This is a genomic window from Rhabdothermincola salaria, from assembly GCF_021246445.1.
GTDB classification, from domain to species: domain Bacteria; phylum Actinomycetota; class Acidimicrobiia; order Acidimicrobiales; family Acidimicrobilacustridaceae; genus Rhabdothermincola_A; species Rhabdothermincola_A salaria.
This window is the reverse complement of sequence record NZ_JAJQXW010000001.1, coordinates 1,651,777-1,667,939: the sequence shown is the minus strand read 5'-3', so window position 1 is coordinate 1,667,939 and position 16,163 is coordinate 1,651,777. Positions and strand designations below refer to the sequence as shown.

The window sequence follows — 16,163 nt, the reverse complement described above, 5'->3', positions numbered from 1 at the left end:
GCGTCGGATCAGCCCACCGGGACCCGGCGCCGGGCCGCCTCTCGGAGCACGGCCGTGGATCGTGACGGGGTGAAGGTGACGGCCTCCACCCGCAGTGGGGTGGTGGAGCGCTCGCCGCGGGCTGGCCGGGGCGGCACCGGGACGATGACCTCGGGCTCGGTGAACTCCAGTTGGAGGGCCAGGCCCAGCGCTCCGGCGGTGAGGTCCAGGGCCGCGTTCTCCGCCGGCGCCGGCCCGAGGTGGGCGATGCGGTGACGCCGGGCGAGGAGGGCGTCGGTGAGGACCGTCGTGTCGACCAGCACCATGCCGGCCGGCACGAACACCACCCAGCGGCGGGCCAACTGGTGCAGGGAGCGCACGCCGAGCGCGGCGACGGCCCAGCCCACGGCGATCAACACGGCGCCGAGCACCCACTGCTCGGCGGCCAGCAGGAGAGGGCCTGCCACCGCGCCGGCCACGACCAGCGCCCAGACCAGCTCGATCGGCCCGAGCACCAACGGCCCGGGGGGGCGGAGGGGGAGACGGCGCTCCTCGCCGTACGCGGACCCGTTCACGAACTCCTCGCCGACGGGGGCGGAGAGGGCCACGACGGCGCTCAACGTGGTGATGCCGAGGGCGACGGCCTCGGGGGCACCGGCGCCGTCGGGGACGACGAGCGCGGCCCAGCCCGCCGCCACCACCGAGGCGGGCACCGTGATGCGCACCAGCGTGAGCGACACCGTCCGGGGGACGAGCGTCGCCACCAGCGCCACGGCCCACAGGGCCCACAGGCCGAGGCTGGCGGTGACCTGGATCGGCCGGCTCCGGGGGTCGAGCGCGTCGGCGAACGAGGGGCCGGCGAGGAAGGGCAGGGTGAGCCAGAGCAGGGGCAGGCCCCAACGGCGCGCGAGGGGGGCGAGTCCGTCCATCCCGTCGAGATTTGCCGAGGTGGTGCCCCGCTGGCTATTCCAGTGGGGTGCCCGCGGTCGACGACCGGGGGGTGAGGGGCGTCGGGGGGCGGCCCGGAGAGGTGGTCACGTGGTGGCGATCGTGCTGCAGTGCAGGCGGACGAACCGGCGCGTCCCGAGCCCGGGCGGGGGCACGTGACGCTCTCGCCCAACCCTGCGGTGCGCCTGCCCGTCGGTCTGGCCACCGGCATCGGCTGCCTGCCCCACGTCGATCCCGGCGACGCGGTGGAGTTCGTGCTGCGCCACACGCCCACCCTGCCGGCTGCGCCCAGCCTTCCCGCCCGTTCCCGACGTGAATCCATGATCGCCCGCGCCGCCACCGGGGTGGCGGGGGTGACCGTCGGCGACGACGGCAGCCTCGACCTCGACCATCGGGCGCTCGATCCCGAGGCACCCATCGCCCCCGGCTTCGACACCGACGCCTACACGAGCATGCGGGCCTTCCTCACCGCCGTGGCCGACCGCACCGGCCCGGTGAAGTTCTCCCTCACCGGGCCCGTCACCCTGGGCGTGGCCCTGCACGCCGCCGGGGTGGAGGCGCCGCTGGCTTTCCGCATCGCCGGCCGCGTCGTGCGCCAGCGGGCCCGGGCGCTCACCGACGAGGTGCTCCAGCGGGTGCCCCAGGCTCAGCTCGTGGTGTTCGTCGACGAGCCCGGCCTGGTGCAGCTCACCGAGCCGGGCTTCCCGATCGGACCCAACGACGGCATCGACCTGGTCTCGGGCGCCCTGGCTGCGCTCGAGCCGCTGGCCATCACCGGCCTGCACTGCTGCGGCCCGGCGGACTGGCGGTTGGCCCTGGCCGCCGGGCCGCGGATCCTGTCGTTGCCGGTGGGCGCCGGGGCCGAGCGCCACGCCGGCGTCCTCGGAGACTTCCTCGACGACGGCGGCTGGTTGGCCTGGGGGGCGGTGCCGGTCGACGGCCCCGTGGGGCCCACCGTCGACCGATTGTGGCGGCGCCTGTCCGACGAGTTCGGCGAGCTCGCTGCGGGCGGCTGCGACCCTGCGCTGCTGCGGACCCACGCCATGATCACCCCGGTGTGCGGGCTGCCCCACCACGGCATCACCCAGGCCGAGCACGTGATGACGCTGGCCAACGGCCTGGCCACCCTGCTCCACGGCCAGGCCATCGGCCTGCGGCTGTCGGTGGGCGCCTGAGGCCCCTCGTGGGCCGACGCCGCCGGGGCGCGCCCCGTTCCGGTCGGGTGGTCGGGATCGCCTGTCGTCGGCCGTCGGTAGTGTCGCACCCGTGAGCGAGGTCGATCCTGCGGAACGAGTCGAGGAGTTGCGCCGGCTGGTCCGCCACCACAACCAGCGCTACCACGAGCTCGACGCCCCCGAGATCCCCGACGCCGACTACGACGCCCTGCTGCGCGAGCTGCTCGCCCTCGAAGAGCGCTTCCCCGACCTGGTCACCCCCGACTCGCCCACCCGCACCGTGGGCTCGGCCCCGAGCGCCACCTTCGCCCCGGTCGAGCACCGCGTGCCGATGATGAGCCTCGACAACGCCTTCACCGCCCCGGAGCTCCAGGCCTGGGGTGGCCGCCTCGAGCGCCGCCTGGCCGAGCTGGGCGAGAGCACGCGGGCCGTCGGCCTGGTCGGGGAGCTCAAGATCGACGGGCTCGCCATCTCGCTGCGCTACGAGGGCGGCCGCATGGTCCAGGCCGCCACCCGCGGCGACGGCCGCACCGGCGAGGACGTCACCGCCAACGTGGCCACCATCGACGTGCTGCCCGACGTCCTGGCCTCGGGTGCGCCCGAGGTTCTCGAGGTCCGTGGCGAGGTGTACATGCCCATCGGCGTCTTCGAGGCCCTCAACGCCGCCCAGGTCGAGGCGGGTGACCGCACCTACGCCAACCCGCGCAACACCGCGGCCGGGTCGTTGCGCCAGAAGGATCCGTCGGTCACCGCCCGACGCGGGTTGGCCTTCTGGAGCTATCAGCTGGGCGAGGTCGTCGGCGGGCCCGCCTTCGCCCGCCACTCCGAGACGCTCGAGTTCCTCGCCGACCTCGGCTTCCCGGTCAACCCCGAGGTGCGCGTCCTCGAATCGCTCGGCGCCGTCTACGACCACGCCCAGCACTGGCAGGCCCACCGCCACGACCTCGACTACGAGATCGACGGCCTGGTGGTCAAGGTCGACGACCTGGCCCTGCAGCGCGAGCTGGGGTTCACCTCCCGGGCCCCGCGCTGGGCCATCGCCTACAAGTTCCCGCCCGAGGAGCGCACCACCCGCCTGCGTCGCATCATGGTGTCCATCGGTCGCACCGGGCGGGCCACGCCCTTCGCCGAGCTCGAACCCGTGGTGGTGGCCGGCTCCACCGTCGGGCTGGCCACCCTGCACAACCAGGACCAGGTCCGGGCCAAGGACGTACGGCCCGGCGACGTCGTCATCGTGCGCAAGGCCGGCGACGTCATCCCCGAGGTCGTGGGGCCCGTCCTCGCCGAGCGCCCCGAGGGGCTCGAACCCTGGGAGTTCCCCACCGACTGCCCGGTGTGCGGCCAACCGCTGGTGCGCCCCGAGGGCGAGGCCGACACCCGCTGTGTCAACGTGTCGTGCCCGGCTCGGGTGGCGGGCAGCATCGAGCACTTCGCCTCCCGCGGGGCCATGGACATCGAGGGCCTCGGCGAGCAGCGCGTCCGGCTCTTCCTCGAGCTCGGCCTGCTCCACGACATCGCCGGCATCTACCACCTCGACCGCGACGCCCTGCTCGGGCTCGAGGGCTTCGGCGAGACGTCGGTCGACAACCTCCTGCGGGCCATCGAGGACTCCAAGGCCCGCCCGTTGCCGCACCTGCTGGTCGGGCTCAACATCCGTCATCTCGGCCCGGCCGGGGCCCAGGCCCTGTCGCGGCGCTTCGGCCACATCGACCGCATCGAGGAGGCCGACGTCGACGAGCTGGCCGCGGTCGACGGCGTGGGGCCCACCATCGCCGAGGCCGTGCGCGAATGGTTCGGCGACGAACGCAACCGGACCCTCGTCCAGGAGCTGCGCGACGCCGGGCTGACCATGGAGGGGCCCGCCGCCCCCCAGGTCGAGCAGAACCTGGTCGGTCGATCCGTCGTGGTCACCGGCACCCTCGACCGCTTCACCCGCGACGAGGCCGCCGAGGCCATCAAGGCCCGGGGCGGCAAGTCCCCCGGCAGCGTGTCCAAGAAGACCACGGCGGTCGTGGTCGGCGCCGACCCGGGCGCCTCCAAGCGCACCAGAGCCGAGGAGCTCGGCGTCCCCGTCCTCGACGAGGCCGGCTTCGAGCACCTGCTGGCCACCGGTGAGCTCCCCGGTGCCGAGGGTGACACCGAGGTCCCGTCCAGCGACTAGAACACGTCAGGCGCCGCCAACCGGGCGGCGACAGACGTCGATCGCAGGGGGACGTGGTGACCATCAAGGCCGTGGTGTTCGACTTCGGGGGCGTCTACACGGGCTCGCCCTTCACCGGGGTGCACGGGTGGCACGTCGAGCGAGGCCTCGATCCCGCGGTCGGCCTGCGAGCGGTCTTCGGCCCCTACGACCAGGACACCGACCACCCGTGGCACCGGCTCGAGCGGGGCGAGGTGGCCATCGCCGCGGCGGCGGAGCAGATCAAGGCAGTCGCCGCCGAGGAGGGCCTCGACATCGACTTGTTCGACCTGCTGTCGTCCATGGGCGGTGGGGGAGGCGTGCGCCAGGACGTCATCGACCTCACCCTCGGCCTGCGGTCGCGCGGCTACCGCACCGCCCTCATCACCAACAACGTGGCGGAGTTCGCCGACGGTTGGCGAGCCATGATCCCCGTCGACGACCTCTTCGAGTTCGTCGTCGACTCGAGCCAGGTGGGGATGCGCAAGCCCGATCCGCGGATCTTCCAGATGGCGCTCGATCAGCTCGGCGTGGCAGCCGACGAGGCGGTCTTCCTCGACGACGCCCGGGGCAACGTCGAGGCCGCCCGGGCGCTGGGCATGCACGCCATCTTGGTGGACGACGACCACCTGCCGGCGCTCGACGAGCTGCAACGGCTCCTCGACGCCGAGGGCCCCGCCCCCACCTGAGGCCCGCTGCCGGCTGCTCGCCGCCGGATCACACCACCGTGAAGCACCACGCCCGGCTGCTCGACTGGCCGGGGCCGGTCTCCGAGCGCCAGAACGTGGCGATGATGCAGTTGCGTCCGGCCGGCCACGACTCGAAGGTCTGGCCCGGGCCAGGCTGGTAGAAGACCTGGTTCAGCTCCGGCACGAGCATGACCTCGTCATCGGGCAGCGGGTCCCCGTTGAGGGCCAGGCTCCCCTCGTAGCCGGGGGCCAGATCGATGCCGATGCGGTCCTGTTGCAGGATCTGGGCCTCTTCGGTCGGATAGAGCTGCTCGATGGCCGAGCTCTGCCCGGTGCCACCGTCCTCGGCCGCCAGCTGGTACACGAAGTAGAGGGCCACGGCGGCGACCGCGACGAGCGCGACGTAGCCGGCGTGACGGGGTTGGAGGCGTCGGGGCGGGCGGGCGGCCCCCGAGGTGGTCGTCGACGCAGCGGGATCGGTCATGGGCCCCAGTGTGCCCGCCGATCGGCGGGCGAGTGCCATCGGGCCGAGGTGGAGCGGGAGGGGTCGCCGAATTGCACGCGTGTAACCAGTAGCCTCGGGGAGTGGCAATTTCCCGCGTGAGCGACCGTGTGGGTCAGGTCCTCGGTGGGCGCTATCGCCTGCTCGGTCCCATCGGGACCGGGGCGTCCGCGACCGTCTACCTGGCCGATGACGTGGTCCTTCGCCGCCGTGTGGCGGTGAAGGTCCTGCATGCGGCGTTGGCCGACGACGCCGCCTTCCTCAAGCGCTTCCAGGCCGAGGCCCAGGCGGCGGCGGCACTGAACCACCCCCACGTCATGGGCGTGCACGACTGGGGCCAGGGCGACGTGCCCTACCTGGTCACCGAGCTGCTCGGCGGGGGGAGCCTGCGGGCGATGCTCGACCTGGGCCACCACCTCGACCCGTCCCAGGTCCGCGACGTGGGCATCGAGGCCGCCCGAGGTCTCGACTACGCCCACCGGCGGGGCTTCGTGCACCGCGACATCAAGCCCGCCAACCTGCTTTTCGACGACGAGGGTCGCCTGCGCATCGCCGACTTCGGCCTGGCCCGGGCCCTGGCCGAGGCCGCCTGGACCGAGCCGATGGGAGCGGTGCTGGGCACGGCCCGGTACGCGTCCCCCGAGCAGGCCCAGGGTCGTCCCCTCGACGGGCGCAGCGACGTCTACTCCCTCGCCTTGGTGCTGGTGGAGGCCCTCACCGGTGAGGTCCCCTTCACCGCCGACACCACGCTCGGCACCCTCATGGCCCGAGTCGGGCACCCCCTGCCGATCCCCGAGCAGGCCGGGCCCCTGACCGCCGCCTTGGCCGCCGCCGGAAACGACGATCCCGCCGAACGGCCCGATGCCGGCAGCTTCGCCACCCTCTTGATGGCCGCCGGCGACCTGGGCCCGGCGTCGCCGCTGCCGTTGGCCGGCACGGCCACCATCGACCCGGACGCCTTCGAGCCACGCGAGCCCACCACGCTCTTCGTGTCCGAACGTCAGCTGCGCGCCGAGCTCGATCCCGAGATCATGGCCGCACCACCGGGCACGACGACCAACGGCCTCACCATCGTGCACGAGGGCATCGAGGTGGTGCAGCCCGAGACGGTGCGCGTCGACCGCGACCCACCCGCCGACGACGAACCGCGGAGCCGGGCCGAGCGACGGCGTCGGCGCAAGGAGGAGCAGCGAGCCCAGAAGGCCGACGCCGAGGCCCTGGCCCTGGCCGGGGCGGGCGTCGACGACGGGCCCCCGCCCATCGGCGACGGCGCCGGAGAACCGCCGCGTCGCCGTCGGCGGGCCCGCTACGTCGTGGCTGCGCTCGTGGTGCTGGCCCTGTTGGGCGGCGGCTCGGCCGCGGCCTGGTACAGCACGCGGCCGGCCACGTTCGTGCTGCCCAGCTACGTCGGCGGCCCCGTCGACGCCGCGCTGGCCGAGCTGGCCGAGCACGACCTGGTCGTCGAGCAACGCCAGGAGTTCGACGATGTCGAGGCCGAGGGCACCGTCATCGGGCAGGACCCGGGCGCGGGCGTCGAGCTCGAGGAGGGCGAGGCGGTCGCCCTGGTCGTCTCGAGGGGTCCGCCTCCGGTGGCCGTCCCCCCGGCCGACCAGATCGGCGGCAAGTCCCTCCAGCAGGTCACCGACGAGCTGGCCGCCATCGGCCTCACCGTGGGCGAGGTCACCCGCACCTACGACGAGAACTGGGACTACGACACGGTGCTGGGCCTGGCCGAAGGCACCCCGGCCGAGCTCCCCAGGGGCGGGGCGGTGGCGTTGACCGTCAGCGACGGCCCCTTCCCGCGCACCGTCCCGGCCGGGTTGGTCGGCGGCACCTACGACGCCGCCGTGGCCGCGCTCGAGGCCGAGGCCCTGGTGCCCGAGAAGGTCGAGCAGTTCGACGACGAGGCGGCGGTGGGCACCGTGCTCTCTCTCGACCCCCAGGGCGGGGCCACCGTCGAGCGCGGGAGCAGCGTCACCGTCGTGGTGTCCAAGGGGCCCGAGCTCGTCACCATCCCGTCGTCGATCGTGGGCATGACGATCCTCGAGGCCTCCACCGCCCTGCAGAACCTGGGCCTCTACGTCGGGGGCATCCAGGGCTCGCCGCTCAGTCCCGTCACCGGCAGCGATCCCGCCGTCGGCCAGGCCGTCCGCAAGGAGACCTCGGTCAGCCTCACCACCCGCTGACCGGGTCGGCGACCACCGGAAGGCGGCCCGAGGTGGCCGGATAGGCTGACGGCCGTGCCCGTGTCCGACCAGAACCCGTCGGCCTCCGGCGGGTCGGCCCGGCCGGCTACCGGTGCGACCAGAGCCGACGAGTCCACCGACGAGCTCGAGATCGGCCTGGAGCCACCTGGCGCCGAGGACATCGCGGTGCTGCCGTGGAGCCTGATGCTGCGCCGGCGGGTCGAGGGCCGGATCGGCCGCAGCTCCCGCGGCCCGTGGATCGTGCTGGCCGCCTCGCTGCTCGGGGTGTTCACCGCCAGCTTCACCATCACCGTGCTCACGGTGTCGCTGCCCGAGATCGCCGACGACCTGGGGTCGACCGCCAGCGTGCTGACCTGGGCCATCACCGGCCCCAGCCTGGCCATGGCCGTGCTCGGTCCCATCGCCGGCAAGCTCTCGGATCGTCTCGGCGCCCGGCCCGTCTACCTGGTGAGCATGATCGGGGTGGTGGTCTTCTCGGCCGCCGCGGTCGTGGCCTGGGACGCCTACTCGTTGATCGTCTTCCGGTTCCTGGGCGCGGCCACCGGGGCGGCCGCCGGCCCGTCGGCCCTGGCCATGATCAACCGCAGCTTCCCCCCGGCCCGCCGGGCCCAGGCCATGGGCTACTGGTCGTTGGTCGTCGCCGGGGCCCCGGTGCTCGGGGTGGTCATCGGTGGCCCCCTCGTCGACGGCTACGGGTGGCGCTGGATCTTCGTGCTGCAGACTCCGGTGGCCATCGCCGCCCTCGTCATCGGGTTCCTCGTCCTGCCCGACACGGAGCGAGGCGAGCGGGTGCGCTTCGACGTCCTCGGCTCGGTGCTGCTGGCCCTCGGCGTGGGCTCGCTGCTGCTCGCGCTCAACCGCGGGCCCGAGAGCGGCTGGACGAGCCCCCTGGTGCTCGGCGGCTTCCTCGTCACCCCGTTGCTGCTGTGGTGGTTCGTGCGCACCGAGAACCGCGTCGCCCACCCGCTGCTGCCCATGCGGTACTTCCGGCACCGCAACTTCTCGTTCCCGTTCGCGACCTTGTTCCTCGCCAACTTCACCTACATGGGCGGCTTCATCCTCACCCCGCTGCTGCTCAGCGACCTGCTCGACTTCAGCACCACCAAGACCGGCTTGGCGTCCATCGTGCGTCCGGCGGCCTACTCGATCGTCGGGCCCATCGCCGGCTACCTGGCCGTGAAGTGGGGGGAGCGCACCATCGGGGTCGCGGGGGGATTGTTCCTCGCCGCCTCCATGATGGGCATGGCGGCCGTGGGCACCGGCACCGGCCTGTGGTGGATCGAGATCTCCCTCGCCCTGTCGGGGGTGGGCATGGGCGCGGTGGCCCCGTCGATGATCGCCAGCGTGGCCAACACCGTCGACAGCGGCGACCTCGGCGTGGCCAGCGCCGCGTCGCAGACCACGTCACAGATCGGCGCGGTGGCCGGCATGCAGATCCTGCTCACCGTGCAGGCCGCCACCGTGGCCACCCAGGGCGATCGCTCCTACGCCACCGCCTACCTGGTGGGCACCGCGGTGGCCATGGGGGCGGCGGTCACCGCCTTCTTCGTGCGGCGTACCGACTTCGGCGCGCCCGAGCCGACCGGGCGCACCGCCGACGCCGGCACCTGACCGGCCCCTGACCGGCACCGACCGGCCCCACCGCCCCCGACGCTGACCCACCCTGCGCACCCGTGCCCGGCAAACCTGTCGGGAAAGGGCGTCATCTGTCGGCGCACTTTTTCGACAGGTTCGCGGTGTGGGTCAGGAGCGGGTCATGTCCTTGACCGCCTCGGCGATGGCCACGGCGTTGGGATCCGGGGTGATGGCCTGGGCCTGCAGGGCCATGAGCTTGGTGATGTCGCCCTGCACCTTGACCTTGCCGGCCATGAAGGCCTGCATGGCCACGGCGAGGTCCTGCTCGACGAAGATGGCCTTGGCGGTGTCGTACTCGACGGTCACGGTGAGGTCCGGTGTGTCGAGGTGGCCCTCCTCGACGAGCAGCTCACCCTTGGAGGTGTCGACGTGGCCCTTCATGTCGCCACCGTCGAAGGGGGTCTGGATGACCACGACGTTCATCTTCATGGTCACCGGCGGTTCGCCCTCGGGTTCGGGCATCTCCTCGCGGAGGCGGCGCACCTGCGCCAGCCACTCCTCGCTGAGGAACTCGTACTGCTCGGCCACGGGGCCCTCCTGGGACGTCCAGACGCTCGACGCCGATGACCCTATCGGGACCACGCGACGGCCCACGTAGCATGAAGCGCCTATGCCCGAACGCCTGACCCGTGACGACGTGGCCCATGTGGCCCACCTCGCCCGACTGTCGCTCAGCGACACCGAGCTCGACACCTACACCGACCAGTTGGGGGCCGTGCTCGACCACGCCGCCGACGTCGCCGCCCTCGACCTGGCCGACGTCGCCCCGACCGCCCACCCGCTCCCGCTCGCCAACGTGCTGCGCGACGACGTCGTCGACGCCTGCGTCGACCGCGACGAGGTGCTGGGTCAGGCCCCCTCCGTCGAGGACGGGCGCTTCCGGGTCCCGGCCATCCTGGGGGAGGAGCCGTGAGCGAGCTCCCCGCCACCGCCGCCGGCATCGCCGCCGGTGTGCGCGCCGGGCAGGTGTCGGCCCGGGCCGTCGTCGACGCCCACCTCGCCACCATCGACGCGACCGAGGGCGAGGTCCACGCCTTCAACCTGGTCCTGGCCGACGAGGCCCGCGCCGCGGCCGACGTCATCGACCAGCGGGTGGCCGCCGGCGAGGACCCGGGGCCCCTGGCCGGCGTCCCGGTCGCCCTCAAGGACAACCTCTGCACCCGAGGGCTGCCCACCACCTGCTCCAGCCGCATCCTCGAGGGCTGGCGCCCGCCCTACGACGCCACCGTCGTGGCGCGCCTGGCGGCCACGGGCGCGGTGGCGATCGGCAAGACCAACCTCGACGAGTTCGCCATGGGCTCGTCCACCGAGAACTCGGCCTTCGGCCCCACCCGCAACCCGCGCGACACCGACCGGGTCCCCGGCGGGTCATCGGGCGGTTCGGCCGCCGCCGTGGCCGCCGGCTTCGCCCCGGTGTCGCTCGGCTCGGACACCGGGGGTTCCATCCGCCAACCGGCTGCCCTCTGCGGCGTGGTCGGTGTGAAGCCCACCTACGGCCTGGTCAGCCGCTACGGGCTGGTGGCCTTCGCCTCCTCGCTCGACCAGATCGGTCCGTTCTCCACCACCGTCGCCGACGCCGCGCTGCTGCTCGACGCCATCGGCGGCCACGACCCCCGCGACTCCACCTCCATCGACCGGCCCTACCAGCCCGTCGGGCCGGTCCTCGACCAGGGCGTGGCGGGTCTCAGGGTGGGCCTCGTCACCGAGCTCATGGGCGACGGCATCGCCCCCGACGTGGCTGCTCGGGTGCGAGAGGCCGCCGAGGCCCTGGCCGCCGCCGGCGCCGAGATCGTCGAGGTGTCGGTCCCGGCCGTCACCTACGGCCTGTCGGCCTACTACCTCATCGCCCCGGCCGAGGCGTCGAGCAACCTGGCCCGCTACGACGGCGTGCGCTACGGCCTCCGGGTCGACGCCCCCACCACCGCCGAGATGAACGCCGCCACCCGTACCGCCGGGTTCGGCGACGAGGTGAAGCGCCGCATCATGCTCGGCACCTACGCCTTGTCCGCCGGCTACTACGACGCCTACTACGGCAAGGCCCTCAAGGTCCGCACCCTCATCGTGCGCGACTTCGACGCCGCCTACGAGCAGGCCGACCTCTTGTTGTCCCCCACCTCGCCCACCACGGCGTTCCGCTTCGGCGACAAGACCGACGACCCGCTCGCCATGTACCTCAACGACGTGTGCACCATTCCGTCCAACCTCGCCGGTCACCCGGCCATGAGCGTGCCCTACGGCCCCGGCGCCGACGGCATGCCCGTGGGGGTCCAACTGCTGGCTCCGGCGCTGGGCGAACCCACCATGTTCCGGGCCGCGGCCGTGCTCGAAGCGGCCGCGCCGAGCCTCGAGGAGTTGGCCCGATGAGCCCGATCGAGAACCTCACCCACGAGCCCATCGAGGGCGAGCACTTCACCATCGACAGCGAGGCCACCGGGGCCACCTGGGAGATCGTGGTGGGCCTCGAGGTCCACTGCGAGCTGGCCACCGCCACCAAGCTCTTCTGCGGGTGCCCCAACCACTTCGGGTCCGAGCCCAACACCAACGTCTGCCCGGTCTGCCTGGGGCTCCCGGGGTCGTTGCCCGTGCTCAACCGCCAGGTGGTGGAGCTGGCCATGCGCCTCGGACGGGCGCTGCACTGCGAGGTCGAGCCGTCGGTCTTCGCCCGCAAGAACTACTTCTATCCGGACATGCCGAAGGACTACCAGGTCAGCCAGTACGACCGGCCCATCAACGTCGACGGCTGGCTCGACCTCCCCGACGGCACCCGCGTCGGCATCGAACGGGCCCACATCGAAGAGGACACCGGCAAGAACACCCACGCCGGGGGCAGTGGGCGCATCCACGGCGCCGACTACTCCCTCGTCGACTACAACCGCGCCGGGGTGCCGCTGGTCGAGATCGTGGGCCGACCCCACATCCGCCACCCCGAGCAGGCCAAGGCCTACATCGACGAGCTACGGGCCATCCTGCTGGCCACCGGCGCCTCCGACGCCAAGATGGAGGAGGGGTCGCTGCGCGTCGACGCCAACGTCAGCGTGCGTCACGTGGGCGACGCCGAGCTCGGCACCCGCTGCGAGATCAAGAACCTCAACTCGCTGCGCTCGCTCGGGCGGGCCATCGAGTACGAGGCCCGCCGCCAGGTCGACCTGCTCGAGACCGGTGAGCGCATCCGCCAGGAGACCCGCCACTGGGACGAGGGCGCAGGCCGCACCCGTCCCGGGCGGTCCAAGGAGGAAGCCGAGGACTACCGGTACTTCCAGGAACCGGACCTCGTGCCCCTCGACCCCGGCCGGGAGTGGGTCGACGCCATCGACGCCGCCCTCCCCGTGCTCCCGGCCGAGCGCCGGGCCCGCCTGGCCGCCGCGGCCGGGGTGGCACCGGCCGAAGCCGCCATCGCGGTGGCCCGCGACCTCGACGCTCTGGCCCTGTCCGCCATCGACGCCGGCGGCGAGCCGGCCCGGGTGCTCACCCACGTCGAGCACAACCTGGCCGTCGAGGGGGCCGAAGGGCTCGATCCGTCCCACCTCGCCGCCCTCATCGCCCTCGAGCTCGACGGCAAGCTCACCGCCACCCAGGCCAAGGCCGTGTTGGCCGAGATGGTCACCAGCGGCGAGCCGCCCGACGCCATCGCCGCGGCCAAGGGCTTCGAGGCCATGGACACCTCGGCGCTCGAGGCCGTGCTCGACGAGATCATCGCCGCCAACGCCGAGGCCTGGTCGGACTACTGCGAGGGCGACGACAAGAAGCGGGGCAAGCTCACCGGCTTCTTCGTCGGCAACGTGATGAAGGCCACCAAGGGCCAGGCCGACGGCAAGATCGTCACCGCCCTCCTGGAGCAGCGCCGCGTCGGCGCCTGAGCGCGCACGTCTCACCCCCCGACCTCCCGGCGGGTCCTGTCCCGGACCAGAACCTGACGTGCTCAGTCGCTCAGAGCGGCGGCTTCGTCGAGCTCGGGCGTGGGCCGACGAACCCTTCGTCGATCGCAGGCTGCGCTCGCCGAGCCGCACTCGCTCCTGTGCGCGCGTCAGAACCGTGGTCCGGGCCACCCCCCGGGAGGCCGACGGCTGGTTGTCGCAGGGGTGTGGCGAGGAGCGGCCACGTGGTCGAAGGCTCGCTGTCGTCGTGAGTCAGATGACGTTTGCGGACAGGTGGGCGACGGGAGCGCCAGCGACCCGCCCACACCGCGTCCCGACGAGCCTGCGAGGAGGGCGCCATCAGCAGAGCCCCTTGGCGGGGAATCGGCTCGGGGGTATCGTCGGCGCATCGGCCCTCCGGGGTCCTCGAAGCCACGAGGACCCACTGGAGGTCTCGACATGTCCTCACACCACGTCGCCCGGGCGGCCCTTCTCGCTCTGCTCGCCTCGGCCTGTTCGGGCACTGCCGCGTCTGCGCCTCCGCCCGAGCCGGCGGTCGTCAGCACGTCCGCTGGGCATGAGGAGGATCGCACCGCCCAGTGCGTCGCGCTGATCCACCTGTCCCACGCCACCGCCTTTCCGGCGCTGGGCCCGGAGGCGTCGTCCTCGGCCGAGCAGGGTGAGCTCGGGGAGTGGCTCGCCGGCCTGCGCACCCAGGTTCCGCCGGGGTTCGCCGACGACCTGGCCGCCATGGAGGCGGCGGTGACGACGCAGGTCGAGGCCCTGGCCCTGCTCCACACCGCGGCGGCGTCGAGCGGCTCGTGGCCGTCGGACGCCGAGGTGGCCGGGGTCCTCGCCGAAGGGACCGAGGCCTTCGAGGCGGCTGCGGCCGAGCTCGGGGCCTGGATCGACGCCGAGTGCGGGCCGGATGTGGTGGGACCGGCCGACCTGCTGGTTCCCGGCGCGTAGTCTCTGGACGACCACGGCCCCAGCCTGGACGGAAAGTGAGCTCGACATGGCGATGACTGCGATGCGCAACAAGGTGATGGCGACCCTGCTCGCCCTGGTGATGGTGGTGGCCGTGGCCGCGTGCGGCGGTGGTGGCGACGACCCCGTCGTCGAGTCCAGCGGCAACGATTCCCCCACCACCGAGGCCACCGACGACTCGGGCAGCGACAGCGACGACGGCGGCAGCAGCGGCGACCTCGACAACGCCCTGGGCATGTTCGGCGACGACGAGTGCACCAACGTCGGGCTGGCCTACGCCACCATCAGCCTGGGCGCTCTCGGGTCGATGTTCGGTGGGGCCATGGAGGACGAAGAGCTCCAGGAGATGGAGGACGAGCTGGCCGGGCTCGGTGCCGAGATCCCCGACGAGATCGCCGACGACTTCGAGGTGATCCAGGACGCGTTCGCCGAGTTCGGTGAGGCGCTGGGCGAGGGTGGCGGCAACATCTTCGACCCGGAGTACCAGGAGAAGATGGAAGAGGCCGGTGCCGCCCTCGAGAGCGACGAGGTCACCGAGGCTCAGGCCAACATCGAGGAGTGGCTCGCCGAGAACTGCGAGGGCTTCGACGCCTCGGACTTCGGTAGCTGACCACCTCGTGACCTGACACGAGGGCCCGGGCCGAGCGCCCGGGCCCTCGTCGCGTCCGAACCCCCGTGGCGTCGGGCCCAGGGTGGGGCAGACTCCACCCATGGGGGACGTGACGCTGCGCACCATCGGCGACGACGAGCTGGGCGAGTTCGTGCGAGCCACCGACCTGGCCTTCGGGTTCGTGCCGCCGGCCGCCCACGTCGAGCTCGAGCGGGGTGTCGTGGAGTACGACCGCACCCTCGTCGCCGAGCTCGACGGGGTCTTCGTGGGCGGGGCCGCGGCGTACTCGACGGCCATGACGTTGCCGGGTGCGACCGAGGACATCGGGGCGGGACGTCCCGCCCCCACGGTGCCGGTCGCCGCAGTCACCAACGTGGGTGTGCGCCCCACCCACCACCGCCGCGGGCTGCTCACCTCGATGATGGCCCGCCAGCTGGTCGACGTCGCCGAGCGGGGCGACGCCGCCGCCGTGCTGCTGGCCTCCGAGGCCGGCATCTACCGACGCTTCGGCTACGGGGTGGCCAGCGAGCACGAGAGCCTCAGGATCGACCGGCATCAGGCGTCGACCCTGGCCGCGCCTCCCGAGCGCCACCTGCGTCTCGTCCCCCAGGCCGAGGCGGCGGCGACGCTGGCCCCCGCGTTCGACCGGTACCGCCAGCAACGCCCGGGCGAGCTCAGCCGCCGCGAGGCGTGGTGGGAGTGCCTGCTGTCCGAGACGGCCACGTGGAAGAGCTTCGGTCGGGGCTTCGTGGTCGTGGCGTCCGAGGAGCCCGACGGCTCCGCCACCGGCTACGCCCTGTACAAGGTGCACCAGCGCGGTGAGGTGGGGACCTGGGAGGCCGAGGTCTTCGAGATGGTCGCATCGGACCCCGAGACCGACGCTGCCCTGTGGCAGTACCTCACCACCCTCGACCTGGTGTCGTCCGTGGTGATCTCGCGCCGCCCGATGGACGAGCCCCACCGCCTCCGCCTCGCCGACCCGCGTGCCCTCGGCGTCACCGAGCGCCACGACGGTCTGTGGGTGCGCCCGGTCGACGTGGCCGGCCTGCTGTCGGCCCGCGGCTACGCCGGTCAGGGCCAGGTGGTCGTGCACATCGCCGATCCGTTCGGCCGCCGAACCGCCGAGCGGTCCGGCTCGGCCTGTCCCTTCGACGTCACCGGCACCTACCTGGTCCAGGCCGATGCGGCCGGCACGGCGGCGTGCACCAGGGTCGAGGCCGATCCCGACCTGTCCACCTCCGTCGCCGACCTCGGCGCGCTGTGCCTCGGCCACACCACCTGGCAGGCCCTGGTCGGGGCCGGTCTGGTCACCGAGCACCGGTCGGGCGCGATCGCGCTCGCCGACGCCTTGTTCGCGACCGGGCTCGCCCCGCACTGCACCACCCGCTTCTGAACCGG

General features: G+C 73.0%; 14 protein-coding genes. 11 read left to right on the top strand and 3 right to left on the bottom strand.

All coding sequences use genetic code 11. The annotated features are described in order from the left end of the window. Positions 1-8: 8 nt before the first annotated feature. Positions 9-908 (bottom strand): hypothetical protein, encoded by a 900-nt coding sequence (locus LUW87_RS07730; protein ID WP_232670558.1) that lies wholly within the window; start codon positions 906-908, stop codon positions 9-11. Between the two features lie 174 nt (positions 909-1,082). On the opposite strand from LUW87_RS07730, the gene LUW87_RS07725 reads away from it, so the two are divergent. The 3 genes from LUW87_RS07725 (at position 1,083) to LUW87_RS07715 (ending at position 4,970) form a co-directional block, all read left to right on the top strand. Then, complete coding sequence (locus tag LUW87_RS07725; RefSeq protein WP_232670557.1) at positions 1,083-2,102, top strand: uroporphyrinogen decarboxylase/cobalamine-independent methonine synthase family protein; 1,020 nt, start codon at positions 1,083-1,085, stop codon at positions 2,100-2,102. Positions 2,103-2,193: 91 nt separating this feature from the next. Then, positions 2,194-4,263 carry an NAD-dependent DNA ligase LigA gene (gene ligA / locus LUW87_RS07720; RefSeq protein WP_232670556.1) on the top strand — a complete coding sequence of 690 codons (2,070 nt, stop codon included), beginning with the start codon at positions 2,194-2,196 and terminating at the stop codon, positions 4,261-4,263. A gap of 56 nt (positions 4,264-4,319) precedes the next feature. Then, positions 4,320-4,970, top strand: a complete 651-nt coding sequence (locus LUW87_RS07715; protein WP_232670555.1) for an HAD family hydrolase — start codon at positions 4,320-4,322, stop codon at positions 4,968-4,970. 28 nt (positions 4,971-4,998) lie between these two features. Here the strand turns inward: LUW87_RS07715 and LUW87_RS07710 are convergent, their stop codons facing one another. Next, a complete protein-coding gene (locus LUW87_RS07710; RefSeq protein WP_232670554.1) occupies positions 4,999-5,454 on the bottom strand; it encodes a hypothetical protein in 456 nt (151 codons plus the stop codon). A gap of 101 nt (positions 5,455-5,555) precedes the next feature. On the opposite strand from LUW87_RS07710, the gene LUW87_RS07705 reads away from it, so the two are divergent. Then, positions 5,556-7,658: a protein kinase domain-containing protein gene (locus LUW87_RS07705; RefSeq protein ID WP_232670553.1), complete on the top strand. Its 2,103-nt coding sequence runs from the start codon at positions 5,556-5,558 to the stop codon at positions 7,656-7,658. 54 nt (positions 7,659-7,712) lie between these two features. Continuing rightward, positions 7,713-9,290 (top strand): DHA2 family efflux MFS transporter permease subunit, encoded by a 1,578-nt coding sequence (locus LUW87_RS07700; protein ID WP_232670552.1) that lies wholly within the window; start codon positions 7,713-7,715, stop codon positions 9,288-9,290. A gap of 132 nt (positions 9,291-9,422) precedes the next feature. On the opposite strand, the gene LUW87_RS07695 is transcribed toward LUW87_RS07700, so the two are convergent. Beyond that, on the bottom strand, positions 9,423-9,842 hold the full coding sequence (locus LUW87_RS07695; RefSeq protein WP_232670551.1) for an SCP2 sterol-binding domain-containing protein: 420 nt from the start codon (positions 9,840-9,842) through the stop codon (positions 9,423-9,425). A gap of 82 nt (positions 9,843-9,924) precedes the next feature. Here LUW87_RS07695 and gatC point away from each other — a divergent pair, with 82 nt between their 5' ends. The 6 genes from gatC to LUW87_RS07665 all read left to right on the top strand — a co-directional run bounded on the left by gatC (position 9,925) and on the right by LUW87_RS07665 (position 16,158). Further along, complete coding sequence (gatC, locus tag LUW87_RS07690; protein ID WP_232670550.1) at positions 9,925-10,227, top strand: Asp-tRNA(Asn)/Glu-tRNA(Gln) amidotransferase subunit GatC; 303 nt, start codon at positions 9,925-9,927, stop codon at positions 10,225-10,227. Beyond that, the gene (gene gatA / locus LUW87_RS07685; RefSeq protein ID WP_232670549.1) at positions 10,224-11,678 is read left to right on the top strand and encodes an Asp-tRNA(Asn)/Glu-tRNA(Gln) amidotransferase subunit GatA; all 1,455 of its coding nucleotides are present in this window, start codon (positions 10,224-10,226) and stop codon (positions 11,676-11,678) included. The genes gatC and gatA overlap by 4 nt, the downstream gene beginning before the upstream one ends. Then, positions 11,675-13,171, top strand: coding sequence for an Asp-tRNA(Asn)/Glu-tRNA(Gln) amidotransferase subunit GatB (gene gatB / locus LUW87_RS07680; RefSeq protein ID WP_232670548.1), 1,497 nt, complete (start codon positions 11,675-11,677; stop codon positions 13,169-13,171). The genes gatA and gatB overlap by 4 nt, the downstream gene beginning before the upstream one ends. A gap of 456 nt (positions 13,172-13,627) precedes the next feature. Beyond that, positions 13,628-14,137: a hypothetical protein gene (locus LUW87_RS07675; protein ID WP_232670547.1), complete on the top strand. Its 510-nt coding sequence runs from the start codon at positions 13,628-13,630 to the stop codon at positions 14,135-14,137. Between the two features lie 46 nt (positions 14,138-14,183). Beyond that, a complete protein-coding gene (locus LUW87_RS07670) occupies positions 14,184-14,765 on the top strand; it encodes a hypothetical protein (protein WP_232670546.1) in 582 nt (193 codons plus the stop codon). 100 nt (positions 14,766-14,865) lie between these two features. Continuing rightward, the gene (locus LUW87_RS07665) at positions 14,866-16,158 is read left to right on the top strand and encodes a GNAT family N-acetyltransferase (protein WP_232670545.1); all 1,293 of its coding nucleotides are present in this window, start codon (positions 14,866-14,868) and stop codon (positions 16,156-16,158) included. Positions 16,159-16,163 lie beyond the last annotated feature (5 nt).